General features: G+C 71.4%; 22 protein-coding genes, 1 other RNA gene and 2 pseudogenes. 14 read left to right on the top strand and 11 right to left on the bottom strand.

Translation table 11 applies throughout. The annotated features are described in order from the left end of the window. Positions 1-186 precede the first annotated feature (186 nt). From ACIQ1J_RS02700 to ACIQ1J_RS02690, 3 genes are read left to right on the top strand one after another with little or no spacing between them, the layout of a single operon-like run. On the top strand, positions 187-1,053 hold the full coding sequence (locus ACIQ1J_RS02700) for a Nif3-like dinuclear metal center hexameric protein (RefSeq protein WP_210958697.1): 867 nt from the start codon (positions 187-189) through the stop codon (positions 1,051-1,053). Beyond that, positions 1,050-1,793, top strand: a complete 744-nt coding sequence (locus tag ACIQ1J_RS02695) for a zinc ribbon domain-containing protein (protein ID WP_403553807.1) — start codon at positions 1,050-1,052, stop codon at positions 1,791-1,793. The genes ACIQ1J_RS02700 and ACIQ1J_RS02695 overlap by 4 nt, the downstream gene beginning before the upstream one ends. A 10-nt stretch (positions 1,794-1,803) precedes the next feature. Further along, a complete protein-coding gene (locus ACIQ1J_RS02690; protein WP_403553461.1) occupies positions 1,804-3,537 on the top strand; it encodes a bifunctional RNase H/acid phosphatase in 1,734 nt (577 codons plus the stop codon). Here the strand turns inward: ACIQ1J_RS02690 and eda are convergent. From eda to ACIQ1J_RS02670, 4 genes are all read right to left on the bottom strand, one after another. After that, positions 3,512-4,171 carry a bifunctional 4-hydroxy-2-oxoglutarate aldolase/2-dehydro-3-deoxy-phosphogluconate aldolase gene (eda, locus tag ACIQ1J_RS02685; RefSeq protein ID WP_403553459.1) on the bottom strand — a complete coding sequence of 220 codons (660 nt, stop codon included), beginning with the start codon at positions 4,169-4,171 and terminating at the stop codon, positions 3,512-3,514. The genes ACIQ1J_RS02690 and eda overlap by 26 nt on opposite strands. Before the next feature lie 91 nt (positions 4,172-4,262). Next, positions 4,263-5,045 carry a peroxide stress protein YaaA gene (gene yaaA, locus ACIQ1J_RS02680; RefSeq protein WP_403553457.1) on the bottom strand — a complete coding sequence of 261 codons (783 nt, stop codon included), beginning with the start codon at positions 5,043-5,045 and terminating at the stop codon, positions 4,263-4,265. Positions 5,046-5,104: 59 nt separating this feature from the next. Continuing rightward, on the bottom strand, positions 5,105-5,719 hold the full coding sequence (locus tag ACIQ1J_RS02675) for a hypothetical protein (RefSeq protein ID WP_403553455.1): 615 nt from the start codon (positions 5,717-5,719) through the stop codon (positions 5,105-5,107). Continuing rightward, positions 5,716-6,477, bottom strand: coding sequence for a MerR family transcriptional regulator (locus tag ACIQ1J_RS02670; protein ID WP_403553453.1), 762 nt, complete (start codon positions 6,475-6,477; stop codon positions 5,716-5,718). The genes ACIQ1J_RS02675 and ACIQ1J_RS02670 overlap by 4 nt, the downstream gene beginning before the upstream one ends. Positions 6,478-6,602: 125 nt before the next feature. Here ACIQ1J_RS02670 and ACIQ1J_RS02665 point away from each other — a divergent pair. The 3 genes and pseudogenes from ACIQ1J_RS02665 to rnpB all read left to right on the top strand — a co-directional run. Next, positions 6,603-6,716, top strand: a pseudogene (locus ACIQ1J_RS02665) (Uma2 family endonuclease); the annotation flags it as partial. Positions 6,717-6,777: 61 nt separating this feature from the next. Then, positions 6,778-6,894 (top strand): annotated as a pseudogene (locus tag ACIQ1J_RS02660) (AraC family ligand binding domain-containing protein); the annotation flags it as partial. A gap of 125 nt (positions 6,895-7,019) precedes the next feature. After that, positions 7,020-7,421, top strand: an RNA gene (rnpB, locus tag ACIQ1J_RS02655) — RNase P RNA component class A. Positions 7,422-7,424: 3 nt separating this feature from the next. Here the strand turns inward: rnpB and ACIQ1J_RS02650 are convergent. The 5 genes from ACIQ1J_RS02650 to ACIQ1J_RS02630 all read right to left on the bottom strand — a co-directional run bounded on the left by ACIQ1J_RS02650 (position 7,425) and on the right by ACIQ1J_RS02630 (position 10,177). Next, complete coding sequence (locus tag ACIQ1J_RS02650; protein WP_403553451.1) at positions 7,425-7,919, bottom strand: hypothetical protein; 495 nt, start codon at positions 7,917-7,919, stop codon at positions 7,425-7,427. A 20-nt stretch (positions 7,920-7,939) separates the two neighbouring features. Beyond that, positions 7,940-8,323 carry a hypothetical protein gene (locus ACIQ1J_RS02645; RefSeq protein WP_403553449.1) on the bottom strand — a complete coding sequence of 128 codons (384 nt, stop codon included), beginning with the start codon at positions 8,321-8,323 and terminating at the stop codon, positions 7,940-7,942. 168 nt (positions 8,324-8,491) lie between these two features. Next, a complete protein-coding gene (locus ACIQ1J_RS02640) occupies positions 8,492-9,019 on the bottom strand; it encodes a hypothetical protein (protein ID WP_403553447.1) in 528 nt (175 codons plus the stop codon). 19 nt (positions 9,020-9,038) lie between these two features. Next, entirely contained in the window at positions 9,039-9,938 is a 900-nt protein-coding gene (locus ACIQ1J_RS02635) for a NucA/NucB deoxyribonuclease domain-containing protein (RefSeq protein ID WP_403553445.1), read from the bottom strand. Next, positions 9,935-10,177: a hypothetical protein gene (locus tag ACIQ1J_RS02630; protein WP_403553443.1), complete on the bottom strand. Its 243-nt coding sequence runs from the start codon at positions 10,175-10,177 to the stop codon at positions 9,935-9,937. The genes ACIQ1J_RS02635 and ACIQ1J_RS02630 overlap by 4 nt, the downstream gene beginning before the upstream one ends. Before the next feature lie 140 nt (positions 10,178-10,317). Here ACIQ1J_RS02630 and ACIQ1J_RS02625 point away from each other — a divergent pair, with 140 nt between their 5' ends. From ACIQ1J_RS02625 to ACIQ1J_RS02610, 4 genes are all read left to right on the top strand, one after another. After that, on the top strand, positions 10,318-10,746 hold the full coding sequence (locus ACIQ1J_RS02625; protein WP_403553441.1) for a tyrosine-type recombinase/integrase: 429 nt from the start codon (positions 10,318-10,320) through the stop codon (positions 10,744-10,746). Between the two features lie 317 nt (positions 10,747-11,063). Next, positions 11,064-12,458, top strand: coding sequence for a protein kinase (locus tag ACIQ1J_RS02620; protein ID WP_403553439.1), 1,395 nt, complete (start codon positions 11,064-11,066; stop codon positions 12,456-12,458). A gap of 343 nt (positions 12,459-12,801) precedes the next feature. Beyond that, the gene (locus ACIQ1J_RS02615; protein ID WP_403553437.1) at positions 12,802-15,876 is read left to right on the top strand and encodes an SNF2-related protein; all 3,075 of its coding nucleotides are present in this window, start codon (positions 12,802-12,804) and stop codon (positions 15,874-15,876) included. Positions 15,877-15,982: 106 nt separating this feature from the next. Further along, on the top strand, positions 15,983-21,547 hold the full coding sequence (locus ACIQ1J_RS02610; RefSeq protein ID WP_403553435.1) for an Eco57I restriction-modification methylase domain-containing protein: 5,565 nt from the start codon (positions 15,983-15,985) through the stop codon (positions 21,545-21,547). 70 nt (positions 21,548-21,617) lie between these two features. Here the strand turns inward: ACIQ1J_RS02610 and ACIQ1J_RS02605 are convergent, their stop codons facing one another. Continuing rightward, the gene (locus tag ACIQ1J_RS02605; protein ID WP_403553433.1) at positions 21,618-21,833 is read right to left on the bottom strand and encodes a DUF397 domain-containing protein; all 216 of its coding nucleotides are present in this window, start codon (positions 21,831-21,833) and stop codon (positions 21,618-21,620) included. Continuing rightward, positions 21,830-22,744 (bottom strand): helix-turn-helix domain-containing protein, encoded by a 915-nt coding sequence (locus tag ACIQ1J_RS02600; RefSeq protein WP_403553431.1) that lies wholly within the window; start codon positions 22,742-22,744, stop codon positions 21,830-21,832. The genes ACIQ1J_RS02605 and ACIQ1J_RS02600 overlap by 4 nt, the downstream gene beginning before the upstream one ends. Before the next feature lie 263 nt (positions 22,745-23,007). Here ACIQ1J_RS02600 and ACIQ1J_RS02595 point away from each other — a divergent pair, with 263 nt between their 5' ends. The 4 genes from ACIQ1J_RS02595 to ACIQ1J_RS02580 all read left to right on the top strand — a co-directional run bounded on the left by ACIQ1J_RS02595 (position 23,008) and on the right by ACIQ1J_RS02580 (position 25,909). Beyond that, positions 23,008-23,307, top strand: a complete 300-nt coding sequence (locus tag ACIQ1J_RS02595; RefSeq protein WP_403553429.1) for an NIPSNAP family protein — start codon at positions 23,008-23,010, stop codon at positions 23,305-23,307. A 336-nt stretch (positions 23,308-23,643) separates the two neighbouring features. After that, entirely contained in the window at positions 23,644-24,195 is a 552-nt protein-coding gene (locus ACIQ1J_RS02590) for an ATP-binding protein (RefSeq protein ID WP_403553427.1), read from the top strand. Between the two features lie 134 nt (positions 24,196-24,329). Beyond that, positions 24,330-24,641, top strand: a complete 312-nt coding sequence (locus ACIQ1J_RS02585) for a hypothetical protein (RefSeq protein WP_403553425.1) — start codon at positions 24,330-24,332, stop codon at positions 24,639-24,641. Further along, positions 24,638-25,909 carry a putative T7SS-secreted protein gene (locus ACIQ1J_RS02580; protein ID WP_403553423.1) on the top strand — a complete coding sequence of 424 codons (1,272 nt, stop codon included), beginning with the start codon at positions 24,638-24,640 and terminating at the stop codon, positions 25,907-25,909. Before ACIQ1J_RS02585 ends, ACIQ1J_RS02580 begins: the two co-directional genes overlap by 4 nt. Positions 25,910-25,920: the final 11 nt, after the last annotated feature.

Genomic DNA, 25,920 nt, shown 5'->3' with positions numbered 1-25,920 from the left:
CGGCGACGAAGGTAGTTTTCGCACGCACGGGCGGGGGACCGGCCGTCGTAGCCATCACACGTACGTGTGGCACAGGAACGATTCGGCTGAGGGAGCGGCGGGGTGTGTGCTGTGCCGGAGCGGGGGGCGGCGACGGGAGCCCGCCGCGGGTACAACGGCACAGATCAGCCAGGTAGCCTTGCCTGCGTGCCCCGTCTGTCAGAAGTCATCGCCGCGCTGGAGAACCTGTGGCCCGCCGAGCGGGCCGAGTCCTGGGACGCGGTCGGCACCGTCGTGGGCGAGCCCGGCCAGCAGGTCTCCCGGGTCCTGTTCGCCGTAGACCCCGTCCAGGAGGTCGTCGACGAGGCGGTGAAGCTGGGTGCCGACCTGCTCGTCACCCACCACCCGCTGTACCTGCGCGGAACGACGACGGTCGCGGCGTCCACCTTCAAGGGCCGCGTGGTGCACACGCTCATCAGGAACGACATCGCGCTGCACGTCGCCCACACCAACGCCGACACCGCCGACCCGGGCGTCTCCGACGCGCTGGCGGGCGCCCTCGGCCTCCGCGTCGTACGCCCCCTCGTGCCGGACCCGGCCGACCCCGCGGGCCGCCGGGGCCTGGGCCGGGTGTGCGAACCGGAACACCCGCTGACCGTCCGCGAGCTGGCCGCCCGCGCCGCCGAGCGGCTGCCCGCCACCGCGCAGGGCATCCGCGTCGCCGGTGACCCGGAGGCGACCGTCCGCACGGTCGCCGTCAGCGGCGGCTCCGGCGACAGCCTCTTCGACCACGTACGGGCGGCCGGCGTCGACGCGTTCCTCACCGCGGACCTGCGCCACCACCCCGTCTCGGAGTTCACCGCGGATCGCGCCCACAGTCCCCTCGCGCTGCTCGACGCGGCGCACTGGGCCACCGAGTGGCCCTGGTGCGAGCTGGGCGCGGCCCAGCTCGACGAGATCTCCGACCGGCACGGCTGGGACCTCCGGGTCCACGTCTCCAAGACGGTCACCGACCCCTGGACCGCCCACGCGGCGTCCGCCCCGACCTCCGACACAATGGGAGCCCCCAACTGAAAGCCGCGCCCGCCGATCAGATCCGACTCCTCGACCTCCAGGGCCTCGACGTGCGGCTCCAGCAGCTCGCGCACAAGCGCCGGTCCCTGCCCGAGCACGCCGAGATCGAGTCGCTGACCAAGGACCTCACGCAGCTGCGCGACCTGCTCGTGGCCGCGCAGACCGAGGAGAGCGACTGCGCCCGCGAGCAGACCAAGGCCGAGCAGGACGTGGACCAGGTGCGCCAGCGCGCCGGCCGCGACCAGCAGCGCCTCGACTCGGGCGCCGTCACCTCCCCCAAGGACCTGGAGAACCTCCAGCGCGAGATCGCCTCCCTCGCCAAGCGGCAGGGCGACCTCGAGGACGTCGTCCTGGAGGTGATGGAGCGCCGCGAGTCCGCGCAGGAACGGGCCGCCGAGCTGACCGAGCGGGTCGGCGCGGTGCAGGGCAAGCTCGACGACGCCGCCGCGCGCCGGGACGCGGCCGTCGAGGAGCTGGACCGCGACGCGGCCTCGGTCACCAAGGAGCGCGAGGTCATCGCGGGTTCGGTCCCCGACGACCTGCTCAAGCTCTACGGCAAGCTGCGCGAGCAGCAGGGCGGCGTCGGCGCGGCCAAGCTGTACCAGCGCAGCTGCCAGGGCTGCCGCCAGGAGCTGGCGATCACCGAGCTGAGCGAGATCCGCTCGGCGGCGCCCGACACGGTCGTCCGCTGCGAGAACTGCCGCCGCATCCTGGTGCGTACGGCCGACTCCGGGCTGTAGGGCGGTTTCGGTGGCAGCTGCGGTGACGGCTTCGGCGGCCGGTCCGGTACGGGAGTTCGTCGTCGAGGCCGACGGCGGGTCGCGGGGCAACCCGGGGCCCGCGGGCTACGGGGCCGTGGTGCTGGACGCGGCGACGGGGGAGACCCTGGCCGAGGCCGCCGAGTACCTCGGGGTCGTCACGAACAACGTCGCCGAGTACCGGGGCCTGCTGGCCGGCCTGCGCGCGGCGAGGGAGCTGGACCCGGACGCGGCCGTCCACGTGCGCATGGACTCCAAGCTCGTCGTCGAGCAGATGTCGGGCCGCTGGAAGATCAAGCACCCGGACATGAAGCCGCTGGCGGCCGAGGCGGCGCGCGTCTTCCCGCCGGGTCGGGTGACGTACGAGTGGATCCCCCGCGCGAGCAACAAGCACGCCGACCGTCTGGCCAACGAGGCGATGGACGCGGGGGCGCGCGGCGAGCAGTGGTCGCCGTCCCTGTCGACGGCGGAGCTGGACGCGGGCGACGCCCGGGCCGCGGCTGACGGGGAGCCCGGCGCGGTGCCGGGTCCGGGCGCAGAGCCGGACACGGAGAGGGAGCCGGGCACGGAGCCGGACGCGGGGCCGGGCGCAGAGCCGGACACGGAGAGGGAGCCGGGCACGGAGCCAGGCACGGAGCCGGGCGCAGAGCCGGACGCGGGGCCGGGCGCAGAGCCGGACGCGGGGCCGGGCGCAGAGCCGGACACGGAGAGGGAGCCGGGCACGGAGCCGGACGCGGGGCCGGGCGCAGAGCCGGGCGCAGAGCCGGGCACGGAGACGGAGCCGGGCACGGAGACGGAGCCGGGCGCGGAGCCGGACGCGGAGCGAGGAGCCTCCGGCTCCGGTGACGGTGCCGCCGTGGGCGAACGCATCGCCCAGTCGGCCCGGACAGCCCCCGAGACCGCCGTTGCCCCGAGCCCTTCCGCCGACACCGGCACCGCGGCCGACGCCGACGTGCGGGCCGCGACGACCGCGGCCTCGCCACGGACGGGCCCCGGCCCCGAGACCGCCGTTGCCCCGCGCCCCTCCGCCGACGCCGCGGCCGACGCCGACGTGCGGGCCGCGAAGACCGTGGCCTCGCCCGGCTGGGGGCCGCCCGACATGGGCGCACCCGCCACCTTCGTCCTGCTCCGGCACGGCGAGACGCCCCTCACTCCGCAGAAGCGGTTCTCCGGAAGCGGCGGCAGCGACCCGTCCCTGTCGTCCGTCGGCCGGGAGCAGGCCGAGAAGGTCGCCGCGAGCCTGGCCCGGCGCGGCACGATCCAGGCGGTCGTCGCCTCACCCCTGGCCCGCACCCGCGAGACCGCCGGCATCGTCGCCGCCCGCCTGGGCCTGGAGGTGGCGGTCGAGGAGGGCCTGCGGGAGACCGACTTCGGCGCCTGGGAGGGGCTGACCTTCGCCGAGGCGCGCGAGCGGTACCCCGACGACCTGGACGCCTGGCTGTCCTCCCCGGACGCGGAGCCGACCGGCGGCGGCGAGAGTTTCGCGGCGACCGGCGCGCGGGTCGCCGCGACCCGGGACAAGCTGGCCGCGGCCTACGCCGGCCGCACGGTGCTGCTGGTCTCCCACGTGACGCCGATCAAGACGTTCGTACGGCTGGCCCTGGGCGCCCCGCCCGAGTCGCTGTTCCGCATGGAACTGTCGGCGGCGTCGCTGTCGGCGGTGGCGTACTACGCGGACGGCGGCGCCAGTGTCCGCCTGTTCAACGACACGTCCCACCTGCGCTGAGCCCCGCCGCCTCGCGGGCGAGCCGCTCCACGCGCCCCCAGTCACGGTCGGCCACCGCGTCCTTCGGGAGCATCCAACTGCCCCCGACACAGCCGACGTTGGGCAGCGCCAGGTACTCCGGCGCCGAGCCCGGCGTGATGCCGCCGGTCGGGCAGAAGCGGGCCTGCGGCAGCGGGGCGGCGAGGGCCTTGAGGTAGGCGGTGCCGCCCGCGGCCTCGGCCGGGAAGAACTTCATCTCCCGCACCCCGCGCTCCAGCAGCGCCACCACCTCCGAGGTGGTCGACACCCCCGGCAGGAACGGCACCCCGGACGCGCGCATCGCCTCCAGCAGTACGTCCGTCCACCCGGGACTCACCAGAAACCGCGCCCCGGCCGCGACGACGTCCCCCACCTGCCCCGGCGTGATGACCGTGCCCGCGCCGACGACCGCGCCCGGCACCTCACCGGCGATCGCGCGGATCGCGTCGAGCGCGACCGGCGTCCGCAGCGTCACCTCGATCGCGGGCAGCCCGCCGGCGACGAGCGCGCGGGCGAGCGGCACGGCGTCGGCGAGGTCGTCGACGACCACCACGGGCACGACGGGGGCGAGGTCCAGGACCGAGGCGGCGGGAGAGGGGGGCAGCGGTGAGCTCATGGCTTCATCGTGCCGTCGCAGAGCAGTCTGCGCAATGACCGTTGCAACCCATGCAACCCATGCAACGCGCGCAACGAATGCTCCGATCCGCTCAGTGGATGTCCGCCACCAGCACGTCCAGCGACCACGGCTTCCCCGCCTTCGCGGGCGCCTCGGCCTCCACCTCGTACCCCAGGTCCCGCAGCGCCTCCACCAGCTCCGCCGGACCCTCGGGCGCGGTCCCGGACGCCAGCAGGCCGCGTACGATCCGCCCCTTGGTCGCCTTGTTGAAGTGGCTGACCACCTTGCGGGTCGGCGCGTGCAGCACCCGCACGGTCGCCGTCCGCCCGGCGACCTTCCCCTTCGGCTTCCACGCGGCCGCGTACGCCGACGAACGCAGGTCCAGCACCAGCCGGTCCCCGGCCGCCTCGGGCAGCACCTCGGCCATCGGCGTCCGCCAGTAAGCCCCCAGCGCCCCGAGGGCGGGAAGCTTCACGCCCATCGAGCACCGGTAGGAGGGAATCCGGTCGGTCACCCGCACCGCGCCCCAGAGCCCCGAGAACACCAGCAGCGAGCGGGCGGCCCGCTTCTTGGCGGCCGGGTCCAGCGAGGCCAGGTCCAGGGCGTCGTACAGCACACCGGTGTAGATCTCCCCGGCCGGACGCGCACCCGCCGTCCGCAGCTCCGTGTTCTTGGCGACCTCGCCGCGCAGCCCCTCGCTGAGCCCGAGCACCTCGCGCGCCTTCTCCTCGTCACCGGCGCACAGCTCGACCAGTTCACCGAGCACGGTTTCCCGGGCCGCGGTGAGCCCCGGCAGGGACAGCGACTCCGGCTTCAGCGGGGCGCCCCGGCCGGACGCGGCCTTCCCCTCGGACGGCGGCAGCAGGACAAGCACACGTACTCCTTCACTCCGAGCTCCTGAGCTACTGAGCTACTGAGCTCCAAGGCTCCTGGTCAGGGTACGGCGTGCCCCTCCCGCGCCCGCTCGACGGCCCGTACGAGAGCGCCGGGGTCGTCGGCGTGGCAGCGCACGACGCGCACCTCGCGCCGCCGCCCGAGGAAGGTGACGTGGGCGACGGGCTCGGCGAGACGGACCGTCACGGAGGTCTGGGCCCCGACGGCGAGATCGAGTTCCCCGTCCACCCGCTCGTGCGTGGTCCGCAGCTCGCGGCGCACGGAGGCGATCCGCTCCAGCGGTATCCGTACGTCGACGTGCGCGGCCCGGCGGATCCGCAGCGTGCCGCCGCCCGGGTCCAGGACGTGCGGACGGACCACGGACGCGGCGTGCAGCCCGATGACGAAGACGACGGTGTACACGTCCAGCACCAGCACCACGTGGTGCACGGTGGGCCAGTCCCGCAGCAGCACGGACATCATCACGGTCTCGATCACGCACACGAACGCGAAGCCGGACATCATCGCGCCCTGCCCTCGCGCGTACCCGAAGGCCGATCCGCCGGCCGCCGCCCCGTCGGTCCGCCGCGCCGCCCACAGCCACAGACTCGCCAGCAGCCGCAGCTCGTGCCGCACCAGGAGGTACGGGACGGTGACGAACGACGGCCCCCTCACGACCGCCGCCCCCTCGACGCGATCTCCATGGCCTGCCGGATCGCCTCCGCCTGCCCGGGCGCGAAATCGGCGTACAGGGCGCCCAGGAAACCGCCACCGGAGTCCAGTACGACGTCCTCCTCGGGCAACAGCTCGGCGGGCAGGCACTCGGCGAGCACCCGGGCCGTCTCCGCCACCCGCGGATCGTCGGCGCCGGTGTCCGCCAGCTCGTCGAGCAGCGCGTACGCGGCATGGGCCCGCGCCACCGCCTCCGGCGAACCCAGGGCACCGCGCAACGCGGCCAGCAGCCCTTCCCGGTCCTCCGGTGCCATCGTGCTCTCCAGCAACGCCAGCATCTCCCGGTCCCGAAGGGCCATCGGCGAGCCGGAGACGTCCCCCATTCCGGCGAACAACTCCGCCAGCTCCGGCGAGACCGGCCCCTCGGCCGGCAACCCGCCCTCCGCCTCCAGCAGCGCCCGCAGCCGCGCCCGACGCTCCCGGATCGCCGCCTCCTGCCGCGCGAGATCCGCGTCCAGTTCCGCCAGCACCTCGGCCAGATCCTTCCCGGCCTCGTCCACGAGCACGTCCCGCACCTCCGCCAGACCGAGCCCCAGCTCGGTCAGCCGACGGATCCGCGCCAGCACGACGACATGCCGCAGGGTGTACGTCCGATAGCCGTTGGCCAGCCGTTCCGGCTCGGGCAGCAGGCCCTGGTGGTGGTAGTGCCGCACGGTCCGCGTGGTGACGCCGACGGTGTCGGCGAGTTCTCCGATCCGCATGACCTCAGTAGAAACGTTGACGTTGCGACAGGGTCAAGCGCGCCGGTCCGGCTTCTGACGGTCGGCGTGATCGTGTGCCACGATCGAGGGAACGGTTCCCGATCTCTCGGACAGGTGATCAGCCGGTGTCCCAGTCTGGCGAGCGACCGAAGGAGGGGCGTGACATGACTGCCATGGCCCACGAGCCGCTGACGCAGGCGGAGGTCCTGCTGGAGGGGTTCCTCGCCCACGGCCCGCCCCTCGACCTCCTCACCGCCCTCCCCCACGCTCGGCTACGCTCGCGCGGGAGGTGCCCCCACCGACCGCCACGTCTACGCCCCGCACGCCCGCGACGAGTTCACGGTCGGCGTCACCGTCGGCGGCCTGGAGGCCATCGCCCACCGGGGCGGGCACATCCACTCGGGCCCGGGATCGATCGCACGAGACCCTGACACCCGGCGTCATCGCCGCCTCCGCCCTGATCCTGGCCGGCTCGGTGCTGGCCACGGCGGCCACGGGCCCGAGCCGGCGCGCACGCCCGGTACCATGGTCCACACGGCAGACGAGCCGGGCGGGCGGCCGCGTGGAGTCCCTTGCGGGACTTCCCGAGGAACGTCCGGGCTCCACAGGGCAGGGTGATGGCTAACGGCCACCCGGGGTGACCCGCGGGACAGTGCCACAGAAAGCAGACCGCCCGGCGCTTCGGCGCCGGGTAAGGGTGAAACGGTGGTGTAAGAGACCACCAGTGCCCAGGGCGACCTGGGCAGCTAGGTAAACCCCACCCGGAGCAAGGTCAAAAGGAGACACCCCGGTGTCTCTGCGCGGACGTACGAGGGCTGCCCGCCCGAGTCCGCGGGTAGACCGCACGAGACCGGTGGCAACGCCGGTCCTAGATGGATGGCCGTCGCCGGCGGGCCCGCGAGGACCCACCGGAACAGAACCCGGCGTACAGCCCGACTCGTCTGCCGCTACCTGCGGCTTTGCCTGGGAAAGGGCCTCTGATCTGGGACGGAGGCCACGTAGGCGTGATACCAGACGCCCTTGGCCGGTCCGGCCGCCTTGGTGATGTCCCAGGTGAACACCTGCGAGGGCCCTGTGGCGACCAGCTCGGGCACCGCCCTGGCCGGGTGGGCGGCCTGCCGCCGGCGCTCACCGGACTGACCCTGCTCGCGCAGGATCCTGTACATCGACGAGATCGAGCAGTGATAGCGCCCGGCGTCCAGCTCGCGGGCCCAGATCTGCGCGGGCGCCATCTCGGCGTACTCGTCGCCGTTCATCAACTCCAGTACCGCGGCCCGCTCCTGGCCCGTCAGGGCCGAGGGCTGCACCTGCACCTGGGAGCGGGGTGCGCGGACCGTCGGGGGCTTGAGACTGCGGTAGTGGGTGGCTCGGGAGCGGCCGGTCAGCCGGCACGCGGCCGAGACGCCCAGCTGGTCCTGGACATCGGTGAATGCCTCGTCCACGACGGGGCCGACGGCAGGCTTCAGTCCGCGCTCTCGGAGATCATTTCCAAGAGCGCGGAAGCTTTTCCCATCACCTCGGGAGCAGCCTGGTTCCGGGCCAGGTCCTTCTCCAGCCGCGCCACCTGCTGCCGCAGCTTCTCGTTCTCCACCTCCGCGGCGGACTTCTTCGCACGGGCCGGGCTCGTCCGCCGGTCGACCAGGTTCTCCAGGGCCCCGGCATCCCGGGCGGCCCGCCACTCCTTGACATGCGAGTGGTAGAGCCGTTCCCGGCGCAGGACCGCGCCCTTCTCGTTCCTGGGCGCCGCGTCGTACTCGGCGACGATCCGCAGCTTGTATTCCGAGGTAAAAGTGCGGCGCTTCGGCCTCGGCGCCGGGTCGGACCCGACGGGTTCGGTGCTGGTCATAAGGGGTGATTCTCCTGTCGCGCCCTCTCAGGCAACCCGACAGAGCGGGATGTCTCACCCAAGGCTGACAGAGAGGGAAGCCGTCCGGAGTCGGTGACGACGGACACTCTCGTTGTCGGTGTCCGTCGACCTCTGAACATACGCGAGGGCGCCGAAGAAGAGCCCCTTCTATTGATCATCGTCGTCGGTGGCTTCGGGTTCGCGGGTGTAGGCCAGGTCGAGGACGTAGCGTTCGGTGACGGGGCAGTTGTTCCAGGCTTCGGTGAGCTGGTCTTCGGGGGAGTCGTCGGTGAGCCGGTCGAGGGTGGTGTTGTAGTAGTCAGCTGCTGCTTGGCGGTTCTGCCACCAGGCGTGGCCTTCGTAGACGCCGGGGCGGGGGAGGGTGATCTCGTCGGCGGGTCCGCGGTCGAGTTGGCCGATGACCAGGATGCCTGTTTCGGATTCGAGGCTGACCTCGGTGTGGCCTTCGGCCTCGGCGGGCGGGGCGGGTGGTGTGTCCCAGATGCGGATCGCCATCTGGACTTTCATGTCCGGTTGCAGGCTGAGGAGGTACAGGTGGTAGCCGTTGCCGGCCACCACCTGTGTCTCCGCGGCGTCCATGGCTGCTTCGTCGCCGAGGTAGGCGTCCGCGTCGTAGACCTCCAGCACGCGGCGGCCGGGGGTGGCGGTGACGTTGTGTTCGGCGAGAAGCGCCATGGTCAGTGGTGTCTTCCTGCTAGTTGGTGATCTTCACGTAGAAGGGGTCGTCGTCCAGGACGCGGTTGAGGGTGTACATCTCGTTGAGGCGCTCTCCGCCCTTGCGGTTGTCCTTGCCGTCGATCAGCCGGACGGAGAAGCGGTTGTCGCCCTTGGTGGACCCCTCCTTGGTCGAGGCGAAGGGGTACTCGTCGCACTCCAGGCCGCTGCCGGCGTAGTCGCCCCAGACCTTCTTGCATTCCTTGAGGGACTTCTTGCGATTGTCTTCGATCTTCTTCGGATCGACGACTCGGCGCAGGGGTTCCTTCGATCCCGGGACGCTCTTTCCGGGCGGCCAGGAGGGGAAGGTGCGCTCGGGGCGGTTCAGGGCGTCGTAGATGTGCATGGCGCTTTCGTTGACCGCCGGGTCCCTCTGGCTCATCACGAGTTCCACACGGGCCTTGGTGAAGACGGTGCCCTTGTGCTTGCCCGCGACCGGTCCGGCGTAGTCGTAGCGGACGCTCGAGTTGTAGACGTTGCTTCCCCCCGTGAAGGGGGCGGAGTTGGGGGAGCTGGCACTCAGGTCCATCGCGACGGTCAAGAAGACGCGCTGCTGGTTGCCCTGGTCGAACAGTGCGCCCTTGTCCGGGGAGGTGTAGGTGAGGCTCCAGTGGGGCTGGGTGTCCCACACGCCGAGCAGTTCCTCACGGTTCACGGTCTGCGGCGCGGTCACCTGCGGGTCCGCATCGCTGCTGGATGCGTTGACGCTGTGGTGGAAGTGCTGGCCGATCCGCCACTTCGTGGCGTCCTCGGTGGGTATCGGCTGGACCCATATGTTCTCGATGCTGGAGACATAGTCGACGCGCCGGCTGCCGTCGTAGGCGAAGCCGAGGACCCATTGGTCGAACTTGAGGCGGCCGAGCGTGGTAGTGCCCCTCACGTCCCGCAGGACCAGATCGAAGGGACGCTTCTGGCAGCTGCAAGGGCAACAGCTCGATCAAGCCGCCGAAGAAGCCGGAGCGCAAGGCTCGCGCCTGGGAGCAGGACCGTGTCGACGCCGTACGGGAGGCGCTGGCCGCCCGGTATCGGATCACGGTCGACCTCGGGGTCGGGTGCGGACTCCGGCAGGGTGAGGTGTTCGGCTTCAGCCCAGACGATGTCCGTGACGGCTTCGTGCACGTGGAGAGGCAGATCCTCATGTACAAGTCGCAGCTGTACTTCGGTCCGCCCAAGGGGGGGGCAAGGAACGCGACGCGCCTCTGCCCCAGGCGATCGCGAAGCGGATCCTCACGCATCAGGAGCATTTCGAACCCATCGAAGTGACCCTGCCGTGGCTGGATCCCGAGGAGCCCGACCTCGCACGCGACGACCGGCGCAAGGTGACGGTCCGGCTGCTCGTCTACACGGGGCGGCGCGGCCCGATCAACCGCACGACTTGGGACACCAAGGCTTGGAAGCCCGCGCTCGCCGAAGTGGGAGTTATCCCGCCGCTGCCTGAGCGGCAGCCGGGCGAGAAGCCGTCGCGTGTATGGGAGCCGAGTCGCGAGCACGGCTTCCATGTGTTGCGTCACACGTACGCCTCGGTGATGCTCGAAGCCGGTGAGTCGATCGTCTCGCTCGCGAAGTGGATGGGGCACTCCGACCCGGCGTTCACGCTCCGGACATACACGCACTTCATGCCGCAGGCCGGTGCCCGGGGACTGTCCGCCATCGAGGCCTGGTTCACGGACTCGGCCGAAAGTCCCTGAGAAGTCCCAGAGGGCTGAACCAGCCGCCGGATGCCCGCAAACATGCAGGTCAGAGCGTGATCGCTCCCTGAGCGGAACAGAACCCGGCGTACAGCCCGACTCGTCTGCCGCTCCTCCCCGTACGTACACGGCACATGATCAGGTGCCGCGACCCTGTAGCAGCGCCGGCCAACGGCCAGCGCGGCAACCGTACTTCGGGTCGTCCGGGTGGTGCTTCTCAGCCGTCCGTGTGCGTTTCGCCACAGCCCGTAGACTGGCCGACGGCAGTGTGGCCGAGGTGAAGGCCGTGACGAGAGCGTGGGGGTACGGGAGCGCCGATGGAGCCGCTGGACACCGAGGCCGACCCGCGTGTGGTGGGGCCGTTCGAACTGCTCGCCCGGCTCGGTGCGGGCGGCATGGGCGTCGCCTATCTGGCGCGCAGGATCCCCCTGGAGCGCCTCCCCGACGAGATGGCCGCCGCCTACCGCCTGATCGAGCCCGATCACGACCAGGAGGCCGATCCGGCCGGCCTCGTGGTGGTCAAGATGATCCTGCCGCGGCTGCTGGACCACCAGCCGCAGGCCCGTGAGCGGTTCGCGCGTGAGGTCGACGCCGTCCGCTCGGTCGTCAGCGACCGGGTTCCGGCGCTGCGCGGGGCCGATCCGGAGGCCGCCGAGCCGTGGTTCGCCATGGACTACGTCGCGGGTCCCTCCCTACAGGTCCTGGTGAAGGAGTCCGGTCCGCTCGGCGTCGGACCGTACGCGGCGCTCGGGCTGGCCCTGGTGGACGCCCTGCGCGCCATCCACGGGACGAAGCTGCTGCACCGCGACCTCAAGCCCAGCAACGTCGTGCTCGGCCCGGACGGCCCGGTGGTGCTGGACTTCGGCCTGGCGGTGCTGTCCGAACGGCAGTCCAGCCAGGCGCTCACCCGGACCGGCGACCTCATGGGCACGCGCCCCTACATGCCCGTCGAGCAGCTCAGGGACACCAAGCACGTCGAGGAACCCGCCGATGTGTACGCCCTCGGAGCCACTCTCTTCTTCGCGCTGACGGGCAGGCCGCCGTATCCCGTCATGCCGCTGATGTCACCGCCCAAGTGGGACGGCGTCGATCTGGCCTTCCTTCCGCTGCTGGCCCAGGTGCTCGTCGCCAGTCCCTCCCAGCGGCCGGATCTCGACGGTGTACAGGAGAGCCTGTTCACCTTGCTCGCCGACGCCGGTCTGACGCTCGAAGCCGCCACGGCCCAGCTCCGGGCCCGCGTCGCCGAGGCGGGGCTCACCCCGGAGCTGCCGCAGCGGGCCCTCGCCGACCACGCGGACCCCGCCGTCCAGGAGCTCGCGCAGCACGCCGTCGACCGGGGGGACGCGCCGGACGCGCCCTGGGCGGAGGACGCCCCCGGCTTCTACGGCATCGTGGACACGGACGAGATCGAGTGGGCCGCGGACGCCACCGACGGCCCGGACGCACCCGGCGGCCCGCACGCACCCGGCGGTCATCCGCCGACGCTCGTCGACCCCGACCCGGCCCCGCCCGTGGCACCGGCACCGCAGGCCGGGCCCTCCGGAGTCCCGGGGCCCGCACCCACGAGCTACCCGCTCCCGCCGCCGCGCCCCCGCGACGCCACGGAGGAGCCGGCCGCCACCGCTTCGAGTACCTCGCAGTCCGCTCCCCGGGCCGCGCGGAACGTCGCGGCCCGCATCCGCGAGCGGTACGCGCACCGCGGGGACCTGTGAGCGCGGGCCGACCGGTGATCACGGGCCGGCCGGCCCGGGCGGGGACCGCATAGCGACAGCGGGCCCGCCCGCCCGCCCACCCGCTCGCAGCCGCCCGCCCGGCCACGACCGCCCGTCCGGCCACGACCGCCCGCCCGGCCACGACCGCCCGCCCGGCCACGACCGCCCGCCCGGCCACGACCGCCCGTCCCGCCCTCGCCGCCCGCCCTGCCACGACCACCCGCCCCGCCCCAGCCGCCCGCCCGGCCACGACCGCCCGCCCGAACCCGCACGCGGCCGTCCGTCACCCACCACCACGGCGCTACTCTCGACCACGCCCCGCACGACCCGGAAGGACCCCTTCATGCCTGCACCCGACGGACCGCCGCCCGCCGGCACGGTGATCGAGGTACGGGACGAGGAGTGGATGGTCCGCAACAGCAGGCAGGTACGCCCCGGCGAGTTCCTGATCGAGGCCGTCGGCGCCTCCGACCTCGTACGCGGACAGGAAGCCCGGTTCCTCGCCCCCACGATGGACCGGCCCCGCGTCCTGCGCCCCGAGAACACCAGGCTCATCCCCGACGGCTCGCCCCATTTCCGCCGCAGCCGCCTCTTCCTGGAGGCCGTGCTGCGCAAGACGCCCCTGCCCCAGCGGGAGCGGCGCCTGGCGTTGACCGACGGGTTCCTCCTGGACCGCATGGACTACCAGTTGCGCCCCGCGGAGAAGGCGCTGGCGAACCCGCTGCGGCCCCGGCTGCTGATCGGCGACGTGGTCGGACTCGGCAAGACCCTGGAGATCGGGGTGCTGCTCGGCGAACTGATCCGGCGCGGCCGGGGCGAGCGCATCCTCGTCGTCACACCCGCGCCCGTCCTCGAACAGTTCCAGCACGAGATGTGGACGCGGTTCTCCCTGCCGCTGGTCCGGCTCGACAGCGCGGGCATCGCCCGGATCGAGCGGAAGATCCCCGCGGGCCGCAACCCGTTCACGTACTACAAGCGCGTGATCATCTCCATGGACACGCTCAAGAACCCCCGGCGCTACCGCCCGTGGCTGGAGCACATCCACTGGGACGCGGTCGTCATCGACGAGTCCCACAACCTGATCAACCAGGGCAGCGACCGCCGTGCCCTCGCCGACCTCCTCGCCGAACGCACCGACGCGCTGATCCTGGCGAGCGCCACCCCGCACAACGGCGAGATGCCCGCCTTCACCGGTCTGATCCGCCTCCTCGACCCCATGGCGGTCGAGGACCCGAGCCGTCCGAGGGCGGAGGAGCTGGAACACCTCATGCTGCGCCGCACCAAGGTCAGCGCCGAGGTCGCGGAGCAGCTCAAGGACCACTGGGCGCCGCGCGGCGGCTCCCACCCCGTGCGGTGCCGGGCGAACGCCCTGGAGGAGGAGGTCTTCCGGGAGCTGGCCGAGCACTGGCTGAAGCAGCGCGAGCGGCAGGCCCAGGCGGAGGACCGGCTCTTCCCGTACGTCCTGCTCAAGTCCTTCCTGTCCTCGCACCGCGCCCTGTTCGCGACGGTCCGTCAGCGGCTGACCCGGACCGGGCACGTGCTCCCCGAGCGGCACCGCGTCACCGACGAGCCGCCGGCCGGCGTCGCCCCGAGCACACCCGAGGCCGCCTCCCTGCTGCGCCTGCTGGAGCTGGCGCGGGCGATCGAGCGCGCGGGCGCCGGGGACGGCGTGCCGGCCGCCGCCTCCAAGCTGGCGGGGCTGGTCGACGAACTGCGCCGCATCGGCGTGAAGGCGGGCAGTCCCACCCGCGCGGTCGTCTTCTCCGAGCGCCGCGAGACCCTCGACTGGCTGGGCGAGGTCCTCCCGCCCCTGCTCGGCTGGCAGGCCGAGGACGACGCGAGGGCCGCGGTCAAGGTCATGTACAGCGGCGCCGGCATCTCCGACCGGGTGCAGATGGAGTACGTCGACGAGTTCGCCCGCGCGGGCAGCGACGTGCGGCTGCTCCTCACCGGCGACGGCGCCTCCGAGGGCGTCAACCTGCACCGGCAGTGCCACCACCTCATCCACTGGGACCTGCCCTGGAGCCTGATCAGGGTCGAGCAGCGCAACGGCCGCATCGACCGGTACGGGCAGACCAGGCCGCCTCAGTTCCGCGCGATGATCCTCGAGTCGGCGGTCGAGGGCGCGCTGGACGACACGGACATCGCCGAGAAGGTCCTCGCCCGCGAGGAACGGGTGCACGCGGTCCTCGGCGCCGTGGAGGCGGCGACGAAGGACAACGACGGCGACAAGGAGGAGAAGCGTGTCATGGAGGCGCTCTTCCGCGGAGAGGCACCCCAGCCGGCCGTGGACGGGCTGCAGACCGTCTCCGCGGACTCCCTCGACGCCCTGGACTCCCTGGACGACGGGTTCACCGCGGATCTGCCGCTCGCCCAGCGGCTGAACGCCGAGTTCGGCACGGGCACGGACCCGTACGACGACGAGTCGGACTTCGACTTCGGCTTCGACTTCGACGACACCCCGGACACCCCCGACGCCCCGGAGCCGGGCCCCGGCGCCCCGGCCGGGAGCACCGCGGGCCACGGCCACGGCCACGGCCACGCCCCGGTCCGGGTCGTCGAGGAACTGCGCCTGTTCACGGACCGCCGTGACTACGTCCTCGCCGGCCTGGAGGAGCTCGCCGACCTGGAGGCGTTCCGCCTGGACACCACCGTGCAGGGCACCGACCTCAGCTTCGACACCCCCGAGGACCTCGCCGACCGGCTCGACGTGCTGCCCGCCGGCTACCTGCGCGACCACGGCATCACGCGCCGTATGAAGCTCACCTTCAGCCGCGAGGACGCGGCCGACTCCCTGCGCCGGGCCCGGGAGGACGCGGACTCCGTGTCGCTGTGGCCGGACGCCCACTACGTCGGCGAACTGCACCCCGTCCTGGAGTGGATCACCGACAAGGTCCTCGTCCAACTGGGCCGTCAGCAGGCCCTCGTCGTCCAGGTGGACCGCGCCCGCGTACCGGAGCCGGTCTTCCTCACCCAGGGCGTCTGGTCCAACCGGGACGGCCGCCCGACGGTCGTGGCCTGGCTGGCCGTCGACCGGCTGGACCGGGCCGGAGCGGAGCCCCGGGTCCGGGAACTGACCCGGCCCCTGCTCGCCGAACTCGGCCTGGGCCCCGCCATGCCGGACCACTTCGCCGAGGGCGACCCGGCCGCGCTCCAGCAGTACGTCGAGGCCGCCGTCGCCGCCACCCGCCGCGAGATGGACCGGCGACGGCAGGAGGCGGAGGAGCACATCGACCGTCCGCTGCGCGAGTACGAGACGAGGGTCGGCCAGTGGCTGGAGCAGAAGCTGCCCGGCTTCACCGGCGGACACACCGCCCGGGAGCGGGCCGCCGAAAACCTGGAGAAGGCCGCGGCCCGGCTGCGCACGGCCGGCGACCCGATGGTGCGGGTCCTCGCCGTCCTGGAGCCGAGCGCATGACCGCCCGCCCCTCGAATTCCGTGCACGCACAGCATCCGATGCGTGCGGTGCATCCCGCGAATCCCGTGCGTCCCGTCCCTGAAGCGAGCCGGCAGGAGCAGCAAGCGTGAAGTTCGACGCTCTGGTCAACGAGGGTGAGTACTTCCCGTCCTTCTACCTGGACGAGATCCTGCCCAAGCAACTGAGGACCGGCCGCCTCAAGGAGTGGGCGGCCGAGGAGCGCCACGGCCGCCCCACGCCCCGGCAGGGGCTGCGGGACCTCACCGCCCCCTACCTCGACGTCCGGCTCGGCGTGGGCGGCGAGGCGGAGAAGTACAACGTCCTGCCCGACCCGGAGGCCGTCACCGCCCAGCGGACGGCGACCGAGGCGCTGAAGACCCACACCGGCACGGACGAGCCGCCCGCCTTCCGGCCGCAGCCCGCCCCGCGCGCGTACGGCGACAGCCCGGAGGAGGAGTGGCGCGCGGGCCTGCACGCCTGGCACGTCCGCGTCCTCGAGGCCCTCGGCTTCACCCCCCGCCCCGGCCACCTCACCGTCCACGGCGCCGCCGGTCCCGTGGCGGTGCCCGTGGCCCACAGCGAGCCCGGTGTCGCCGTCCTGGCCGGCGGCTTCGCCGACGACATCGCGGACACGCGCGGCGACGGCTCCGCCAACCGCCTGCCGGTGCCCGTCCGCGTGGCCTCCGGCAAGACCCTCACCACGGTCACCGACCTCGCCGCCTGGCTGCTCGCCGCCGACAACGCCCCCCGCTACGCGCTCCTCCTCTTCGGCGGCGTCATGGTCCTCGCCGACCGCGAGAACTACGCGCGCGGACGCCATCTCGCGGTCAGCCTGGAGGTCGCCCTGCCCCGCAAGGGACTCAAGGGCGCGAGCGCCGGCGAACTGGACGTGTTCGCCGCCCTGTTCGGCGCACCGTCCCTGCGCCCGGCCGAGGACGGCGGGGACGACGACGTCTCCCGTCTGGTGGCCGAGTCCCGCGACCACTCGGTGGGCGTCACCAACGACCTGCGCGAGGGCCTGAAGGCGTCGGTCCAGCTCATCGCCAACGAGGTCCTGGAACTCGCGGCGAAGCGGGGCGTCACCCACGACGACCTCCCCGAGTGGCTGCCCGGCCCACTCGCCGAGCGCGGCGCGCTCCCGCACCTCCTCACCAAGGAGTCCCTGCGCTACCTGTACCGCATCCTCTTCCTCCTGTACGCCGAGGCCCGCCCCGAGCTGGACATCCTCCCGATGAGGAGCGAGGAGTACGTCCAGGGTTACAGCGTCGCCCGCCTGCGCGAACTCGCCGTCCAGGAGAAGCTGTCCAGCACCTCCCGCGACCGCCACCACTTCCACGACTCCCTCGCCCTGCTCTTCGAGAAGGTCTTCACCGGCCACCCGGTGGCGGACACGATCACCTCCCGGGAGGCGGCCGTACCGGGCGCGGGCGAGGCAGCACACGACGACGCGGAGGCGGCGGGGCTGTCCGAGGACGACGGCTACGAGGGCGTACGCATCGAGGCCCTCAGGTCCCGCCTCTTCGACCCGGCCTCCATAAAGCTCGTCGACCAGGTGATCACCCACCCCGACGACACCGACCCCGACGGCACGGCCCGCGACGGCGCCCGCCGCCTCGACCTGCGCCTGCGCAACAAGGTCCTGCACCAGGTGCTGCGCAACCTGACCGTCGTGGAGGGCAAGGGGCGCGGCGGACGCGGCGGCTTCATCTCGTACGCCAACCTCAGCATCAACCACCTCGGCGCGGTGTACGAGGGCCTGATGTCGTACACCGGTTTCATCGCCGACGAACCGCTGTACGAGGTCGCCAAGGGCGGTGACCCGAGCGGCGGCTCCTGGCTGATCCGGGCGAGCCAGGTCCGCTCCGGCCGCTACCCGGACGGCCCCGACGACAGCGTCTTCGTCGCCACGGAGCTGAACCCCCAGACCAACGAGCGCGTACCGGTCCCGCGCAAGGTCGGCACCTACGTCTACCGCCTTGCCGGCCGCGACCGCCAGACCAGCGCCTCCTACTACACGCCGGAGTCCCTCACCCAGGCCACGGTCGAGCAGACCCTGCGCTTCCGCCTCGACGAGAAGGGCGACGTCGACCCCAAGGAGCCGGAGAAGGCCTGGGTCAACGCGGCCGACGTACTGCGCTGGCGCGTGTGCGAACCGGCCCTCGGCTCCGGCGCGTTCCTCAACGAGGCCGTCAACCAGCTCGCCGAGCTGTACCTGCGGCTCGCCCAGCGCGAGCGCGGCGTCGACATCGACCCCGAGGACTACCAGCGCGAACTGCAGAAGGTGAAGGCGTACATCGCCCTGCACAACGCGTACGGCGTCGACCTGAACGAGACGGCCGTCGAGCTGGCGGAGATCTCCCTGTGGCTGAACACCATGTACCGGGGCATGAAGGCCCCCTGGTACGGCCTCCACCTCCACCGGGGCAACTCCCTCGTCGGCGCCGCGCGCAAGGTCTACCCCGGCAACAGCCTCTCCAAGGGCGGCTGGCTGACGGCGAAGGCCCCGCAGCGGCCCCGGCACGTTCCGCTGGGCGAGCGGCTCAAGGGGCGCGAGGTGCACCAGTTCCTGCTGCCCGCGATGGGCTGGGGTTCGATCGGCGAGAAGGTCGGCCTGCGCACCCTGAAGAAGGGCACGGCGGAGGAGACGGTGAAGGCTGTGGTCGACGGCGACGTCGTCGACTGGCTGGAGCCCGGGCTGGTCGAGGCCATGCGCAAGTGGCGCTCGGCGATGCGGCGGAACCCCAAGGGCGAGCCGAAGCGGGCGGCGCCGAAGAAGAAGGCGGCGCCGACGGCGGAGCAACTGGCGGCGGAGACGGACGACGCCGGGCTGGGGCAGGGGGCTTTCGACCTCGGGCTGGAGATCTGGGAGCAGCCTTCGCTGGGCGGGGCGGCGGCTCCGGCGGCGGCCTCCGTTTCGACCTCGACCGCGGCTTCGGCTTCGGCTTCGGTGGACGATGACGGGGAGCCCGGGGCGGCGACCGAGACCGGACGGCTGATCAGGCTCGCCCGGCGCGTCGAGTACCTGTGGGACCTCGTCGTGATGCGGCTGGCGCTGTCCGAGCGGGAGATCTCGCGGCACGTGGACGTGTGGGGTGCGGCTGTCCCGCAGGACAGGCGGGACGCTGAGGGTGCGGCGCCGATGGACCGGGACGCGGTTCTGGAAGCGCTGCACCGCCCGGGGACCCCCTACTGGCGCCTACAGCAGCTCATGAACGCGTGGTGCGCGCTGTGGTTCTGGCCGCTGGAGGAGATCGGCCTGCTGGACGGCTCGGACGAGTTCGAGTACCGGGTGGAGGGTGAGGACCGTACGACCCTGCGCAAGGGCGACTCCCGGCGCCGGGTCGCGCTGAAGTCCCTCAAGGACTGGATCGAGTTCGCCGAGGCCGTCGTCGGGCGGGTGGACGTGGATACGGGGGAGGAGGGACGGCAGATCTCGCTGCTGTCCTTCGAGGGCGTCCGGAGCCTGGAAGAGCTCGACGACAAGGAACGCGAACTCGACGAGAAGATGACCGAGGCCACGGCCTGGGCCAAGCCGGCGGACCTCGGGTGGACGTTCCCCTGGTACGAGACGGTCGAGCGGATCGCCGAGGAACGGGGCTTCTTCCACTGGGAGCTGGACTTCGCGCATGTGTTCGCGGAGGGTGGCTTCGACCTGATGGTGGGGAATCCGCCGTGGGTCAAGCAGGAGTGGAAGGAGAGCGGCGTCCTCGCCGAGTTCGAGCCGTGGTTCGAGCTGGCGGACAAGCCGAGCAACGAGGCTTGGGACGAGCGCAAGGCCGAGGTCATGGCGTGGCCGGGGGTACGGCCGACGTTCCTGGGCGAGCTGGCGGACCATGCTGGGGTGTCCGGGTTCCTGGCATCGGTCGACACGTATCCCGAACTGGTGGGGACGCAGCCGGATCTGTATCGGGCGTTCATGTTGCTGGGGTGGAGGGCCGTCGGTGAGCGGGGGACTGCTGGGCTGATTCATCCGTCCACGCACCTGACGGGGGCGAAAGAAGGGGCGCTGCGGAAGGCGGCCTATCGGCACCTGCGATTCCACGCGGACTTCACCAATGAGCTGCTGATCTTCGCCAACCCGGTGGGCAATAGCAGTCACTTCAGCGTCAACGTGTACGGCAAGGACCAGGACATTCGTTTCCAGCACATGAGTTGGCTCTTGCACCCGAGCGTGTTGGTCAAGTCCGTGCGGCACGAAGGCGAGGGGCCGGTACCGGGAGTGAAGGACGGAGGGAAGTGGGACCTGCGTCCGCATCGGGACCGAATCGTCATGGTCAACGAAGAGCGTCTTCGCGAGTGGCGTGCGTTGGCGGGCGAGGAGAACCCGCCGCCCGTCGAGCAGGCCAAGCTCCTGTACCCCGTGACGCGGGCGGAGGAGTCGGCTATCAGGGCCCTCGCGAAGTGGCCGCACCGTCTTGCGGCTTTGGGGCCGCGTATCAGTCGTGGATTCGATGAGAAGAACGATCGCTCTGCGGGCTACTTCACCTGGACCCCGGGGCCTGTCCACACCTGGCGAGACGTGATTCTTCAGGGGCCACTGATTAACGTTGCCACGCCGTACCACAAGCAGCCGCCGGTGGGCGGTTCGAAGAGCATGCGGGACTACGAGCCCTGGGATCACCAGAATCTGCCGGTCGACGCGGTACCGCGTACAAACTACCAACGTGCCCCTGCGTGCTCAGTCCTCGACTATTACAACGCGCTCGCCCGGCGTACCTGGGCGGACTGGGAACTGCTCACAGCGCTGCGGAACGACGAACGCGCATTGGATGCTCTGCAGACGCTGACCGAGGACGGGGACGAGCAAGAAGAGGTTCTTCGTGGGTGGGCTGCCCGCCCGTACTCCCGCTTCTTCCGCCTGGCGTGGCGTCGGCAAATCGCCTCGAACACGGAGCGCAGCCTCTTCGCCGCCCTGATCCCGCCCGGCGCCGCCCACGTCCACATGATGCACAGCACAGTGCTGCCGACAACCCGGGAAACTGCACTGACGGCGGGCTTCTGGGCTTCGCTGCCGTTGGACTACTTCCTACGCGCCACAGGCCGGTCCGACCTTCAAAAGGGCGAGGCAGACGTCATGCCCGCGCCGACAGCTAACCACCCGCTGGAGTCGGCCCTCCTCCTCCGCACCCTCCGCCTCAACTGCCAGACCAACGCCTACGCTCCCCTCTGGGAGGAGCTGTACGACTCTGCCTGGGCGCATGACACCTGGGCCACCTCGGCAATCTGGCCCGACGGCACGCCCCCACTCGCTGAGGGCGTCACCGCCACCTGGACCCGCGACACCCCCCTCCGCACGGAGTTCACCCGCCGGGCCGCCCTCGTCGAGATCGACGCTCTCGTCGCCGTCTGGCTAGGCATCAGCGCCGACGAGCTGGTGGCCATGTACGACGCCAGGTTCCCCGTACTCCAGCAGTACGAGGAGAACATGTGGTTCGACGCCACGGGCCGCCGTATCGCCAAGGCACACCAGCAGTACGGGTACGGCCAGCCCAAGGAGGCATGGAAGCAACTGAGCAAGCCGGAGGCATTCCCGGAGGAGTACGCGGTCCCGGACGGCTACACCGGCCCCCTCTACCGAGCCAACCGCAAGGCCGAGATGCGCGCCGCCCACGCCGAGTTCACGCGGCGCCTGCGTGAGGCCGGCTGGGCACCGGGCGACACGGGTAGCTGATCAGGCTCCGACACCACGAGAGCCCTGCCGTCCGAAAAGTACCGGCAGGGCTCTCGCGACCGTACGAGCGTCAGACGCGCCGTTCCGTCGTGGCCAACCCGACGAACCCCGCCCACGCGTCACGCGACATCGCGATGACGGGGCCAGCGGCGGCCTTGGAGTCCCGGACGTGCACAACTACGGTATCGGCCGCGACCTCTACACAATCGCCGCCCTCGGCTCCGCTGTAGCTGCTCTTGAACCAGGCGAAGCCGGACGCGGCGGTCGAGGACTCAGCGTTGTTCATAGCGATCCCAACAACCCTTCGATGAACTCCAGTGACTCTCGTGAAGTGAGAGCCTGTGATCGGATGATCCCATAACGGGCGGCGGCGAGAGTCGTCTGTTCCGGGTCAGTCTGGAGGGTGCTGGTTCCTTGGGCCTCGGCGTAGACGAACCTCATCCCGTCTTTGCGCGTGACGATCGTGTAAGGCCCGTCCACGCCCGCACTCTCCTCGCAAGAGAGGGGCATGATCTGGATCACGACGTTCGGCTTCTGGCCCGTCAGCAGCAGGTGCTCCAACTGCCCGCGTAGAACCCCCTCCCCACCGTACGGCCGCCGCAGCACCGACTCATCCATCACGAAACTCAGCAATGGCGCGGGCCAGCGATCGAAAATTTCCTGCCGGGCCAGGCGCGCCGCCACCCGTTGCTCAATGGTCTCCGCGTCCAGGACGGGGCGCCGCATTGCCAGCAGCGCTCTCATGTACTCCTCCGTCTGAAGCAAACCCTTGACCACGAGGGTGTCGTACGAGAGCAGCTCAACGGCCTCCTTCTCCAGCACCGCCATCCCCTGGAAGAAGACGGGATACTGAGCCCGCTCCACCTCCTCCTTCCACAGGCAAAGCAACCCGCCCGCCCCCAGCACCTCGTCCGCCTGGTCGATGGTCCTGGGCGACGGGATCCTCCGTCCCTGCTCGAACGACGCGACCGTCGACGCCGAATACCCGATCCGGCTGCCGAACTCCCCCCGGTCCAGCCCCTCCCGCAGCCGCAGCGTCTTCATGGTCTGCCCGAACGCGGCGACCACGCCCTTCCCGGCCCCGTCCTCGGGGCGCCGCCCGTCACCGCTGCCGTCGTCGCCGCTCTCCCAGCCGTCCCCGACACTCACGACCGCCGCCCCGCCGTCCCCGCCGCCCGAACCCGTACGCTCCGTCATCGAACACCGCCTCCCTGGCCCAACGCCCCCGCTGGGAACGCCGTCACGCCGCGCGCTTCGTACTCGTGGAGGCACCGCGCGTACAACCGGCCACGTCGGTGCGTCACATACCGGTCACGCTACGCGGTCGGTGGTGTGGTGGTGGCCGTGATGAGCAAGTCCACCGACACCGCCCGCCCCCGGCACGTCGCCCCTGACCGGCACGGTCGGGTGGTTCCCCGGGCGGCCTGCCGGTCGTATCCACACGAACGGGAGCGCGCTCGATGCCCAGGACCACGCAGTTGCGTACGTACACCGTCAAGGACGGTCTGCTCGACGAGTGGGTGCAGCGATGGCGCAACGACATCGTGCCGTTGAGACTGGATCTGGGTTTCGAGATCGGCGGCGCCTGGGTCGACCTGGAGCGCAACCAGTTCGTCTGGCTGATCTCCTATGAGGGCCCCGAGACCTTCGCGGCGCGCAACGCGAGGTACTGGGCGTCGCCCGAGCGCGAGGCGATGGGCCTCGACCCGGACGACTACCTCGTGCGCACGGAGGACCGTACGGTCGAGCGGCGTTACTGACGCCTGCCGCATCCGCATGCAGCAGGCACTGCCCGCCGCTCCGGTCGTCCGGCCGGGTCGCGCCATGGCGGCCGTCCGGTGACCAGGTCACGGCGCGCACCCGCCCCTCGTGTCCCTTCGGCGCCTCGGCACGGCGCCCCGTCACCACGTCCCGCACGGCGGCCTTCGGCAGCGGCGTGCGGGTCGGTCGGCCGCGCGGGCAGACCTGCGGCGGGGGTGCCCTGCCCCGCCGTCACGCCACGCGCCTTGTACCCGGGGAGGCACCGCGCGTACAGCGGCCCGCGTCGGTGCGTCACCACTGGTCACGCTGCGCGACCGACGTGAACCTTGGTGGGTATGACGAGCAAGCCCACCGGCGCCACCGGCACCCCCAACCCCACTCAGCTCATCGCCCTCAGGCACCACCTGGTCGACAACCCGGGCGCATCGTCGGCGGCGACGGCGCAGCGCACCTTCGAGATGCGCTTCACCTCCACGCCGCGCGGCGCCCGCCTCGCCCGCCGCCTGGCGGCCGTGCGTCTCGACGCCTGGGGGATCCCGTACGGCAGCGACGCGCACGACGCGATCGTGCTGATCGTCGCCGAACTGACCGCGAACGCCGTCGTGCACGGCCACGTCCCCGGCCGGGACTTCCACCTCCGCCTCCACCTGCACGCCGACGCCCGCTCCACGACCGCCCGTGCGGAAGTCACGGACACCCGGGGCGAGCGCGTCCCACCCCGGCCGGGAGCCACCGCCCCCGCCCCGGAAGTGGCCGAGTCGGGCCGGGGCCTCCTCCTGGTCGCCGGCCTCGCCACCCGCTGGGACTGGCATCCGCGCCCCGATGGCCCTGGCAAGACCGTCTGGGCCGAGTGCGAGTTCCCGGCTGTGACCGTTACTCAGCACTGATCGGTTGGAGCCGTCCGGTTTCGGACAGTCAGAAGAACGATCTTGACGGGCCCCCGCCTGGCCGCCCCATGTTCCCGCTGTATAGCGTTGGTTCGCGCGAGTGAAGCAGTAGTGACAGCAGTAACGGGGGATTCATGGGCGACCTGTACATCGACTACGAGATGCTTGAACGGACGCAGAAGGACATCCGTGACATCCACGAGGTGATGGCGGCGCCGTGCCGTGAGATGGACGAGGTCGACGGCGCCGCGATGGGCGTCTTCAAGCTCGCCAAGCGCATGGACGACTTCGGCGACGAGTGGTCGTACGGGATCAAGCAGATGTCGAAGTTCTCGAAGTCCGCGGCGAAGGCACTGGGGCAGATCAAGAAGACCTTCGAGGAGACCGACGAGGAGTTCGCGCGGGAGCTGGAGAAGGCCAGGTCCGCTAAGGGCGGGAAGTCGTGACGGACTACTCGCAGCCGGGCTGGTTGCGTCCTGACCCGGCCGCCGACGCCCGCTTCCCGGCGATCGGATTCTGTCCCTGCCCTGGCAACCAGATGGACGCCGCGCGCGTGGCGGAGATCGTCGTAAGGACGGGAAAGACGCTGCACGACATCGCCCAGGTCCTCAACGGTACGGGCCGCGGGGAGTGGAAGGGCAAGGCCGCCGAGGCGTTCCGTGAGCAGTTCCACGACGACTTCCGGCCCAAGGTCAACGACGCACGCGACTCGTTCACCGATGCCGGTCGGGCCCTGGACGACTGGGCGCAGTACATGCGCGAGCGTCAGATGTACGCCGAGAAGCTGGAGAGCGAGGCGCAGGACGCCAAGGACAAGGCAGCCGGCCTCCAGCGCGAGCTGGACCGCATGCCTCCCGAACCCGGCTTCGCCGAGCGGCTGCGCGACCAGACGCACGAGGAGAAGGCGAAGCGGGAACGGCAGGAGGCCGAGCGCAGCGGTAGGGAGAAGTCGCTCCATACGGCCAACGCCGACCTGGAGGCGATACGCGGCCGGGCCGAGCGGCTGCGGGAACGTTACGTCGAGGAAGGCGGGGCGGTCGCCGACCGGCTCAAGCACGCGATGGACATCGCGCCCAACGAGCCGGGCATCTGGGACAAGATCGGTGAGGCCATTGCGGACTTCGCGAAGATGGCCGCCGAACTGGGCGAAACGATCCTCGACGACATCAAGGGCTTCCTCAAGGAGTACGCCTGGGTCTTCGAGGTCATCGGCAACGTCGCCGGTTTCGCCAGCACCGTGCTCGGCCTGCTCTCCCTCGTCCCCGGGCTGCAGTTCCTGGCCGCACCCGCACTGATACTCGGTGCCGTCGCACTCGGGTCCCACTACCTCCAGAAGGTCGGAGAGTCGGGAAGCTTCGTCGACGCGCTCACGGACCCGACGGTGCTCGCGGACGCCGCCGCGCTGACCTTCGGGTTCGGCGCCTACCGTCTCGGCAGTCAGCTGGGCAAGATGGCGGGAGCCTCGCCCTACGGCTTCTTCCGGGGGGTTCTCACCCAGCCCGGCCATGTCCTGGAAGGGGCCGAGTTCGGACTGAAGGTCGCCCAGTTCGGCGCCAACTGGGGCGCCAACACCGCGGCCCTCGGGCCCGGCGGAGGGGCTCAGCTGATGTGGGACCTCGGGAAGTACGTCGCCCCGGGCGACCAGACGAAGGGACCGGGCGACGACGTGTGGCCCGACGCCCTCACGCCCGCGCCTCTCAGGGATGAGAAGTGACCTCGCCCGTG

It is taken from the genome of Streptomyces sp. NPDC097107 (genome assembly GCF_044762405.1).
GTDB classification, from domain to species: Bacteria; Actinomycetota; Actinomycetes; order Streptomycetales; family Streptomycetaceae; genus Streptomyces; species Streptomyces thinghirensis.
The sequence above is the reverse complement of the archived record's forward strand: the minus strand, read 5'-3'. Positions and strand labels throughout refer to the sequence as shown.

Bases quoted from the DNA above. Each gene is read 5' to 3' on its own strand.
- ACIQ1J_RS02595 (WP_403553429.1), top strand. From the start codon at position 23,008: ATGCCCAGGACCACGCAGTTGCGTACGTACACCGTCAAGGACGGTCTG.
- ACIQ1J_RS02585 (WP_403553425.1), top strand. From the start codon at position 24,330: ATGGGCGACCTGTACATCGACTACGAGATGCTTGAACGGACGCAGAAG.
- ACIQ1J_RS02605 (WP_403553433.1), bottom strand. From the start codon at position 21,833: ATGAACAACGCTGAGTCCTCGACCGCCGCGTCCGGCTTCGCCTGGTTC.
- ACIQ1J_RS02590 (WP_403553427.1), top strand. From the start codon at position 23,644: ATGACGAGCAAGCCCACCGGCGCCACCGGCACCCCCAACCCCACTCAG.
- ACIQ1J_RS02640 (WP_403553447.1), bottom strand. From the start codon at position 9,019: ATGGCGCTTCTCGCCGAACACAACGTCACCGCCACCCCCGGCCGCCGC.
- ACIQ1J_RS02600 (WP_403553431.1), bottom strand. From the start codon at position 22,744: ATGACGGAGCGTACGGGTTCGGGCGGCGGGGACGGCGGGGCGGCGGTC.
- ACIQ1J_RS02615 (WP_403553437.1), top strand. From the start codon at position 12,802: ATGCCTGCACCCGACGGACCGCCGCCCGCCGGCACGGTGATCGAGGTA.
- ACIQ1J_RS02645 (WP_403553449.1), bottom strand. From the start codon at position 8,323: ATGACCAGCACCGAACCCGTCGGGTCCGACCCGGCGCCGAGGCCGAAG.
- eda (WP_403553459.1), bottom strand. From the start codon at position 4,171: ATGAGCTCACCGCTGCCCCCCTCTCCCGCCGCCTCGGTCCTGGACCTC.
- ACIQ1J_RS02670 (WP_403553453.1), bottom strand. From the start codon at position 6,477: ATGCGGATCGGAGAACTCGCCGACACCGTCGGCGTCACCACGCGGACC.
- ACIQ1J_RS02620 (WP_403553439.1), top strand. From the start codon at position 11,064: ATGGAGCCGCTGGACACCGAGGCCGACCCGCGTGTGGTGGGGCCGTTC.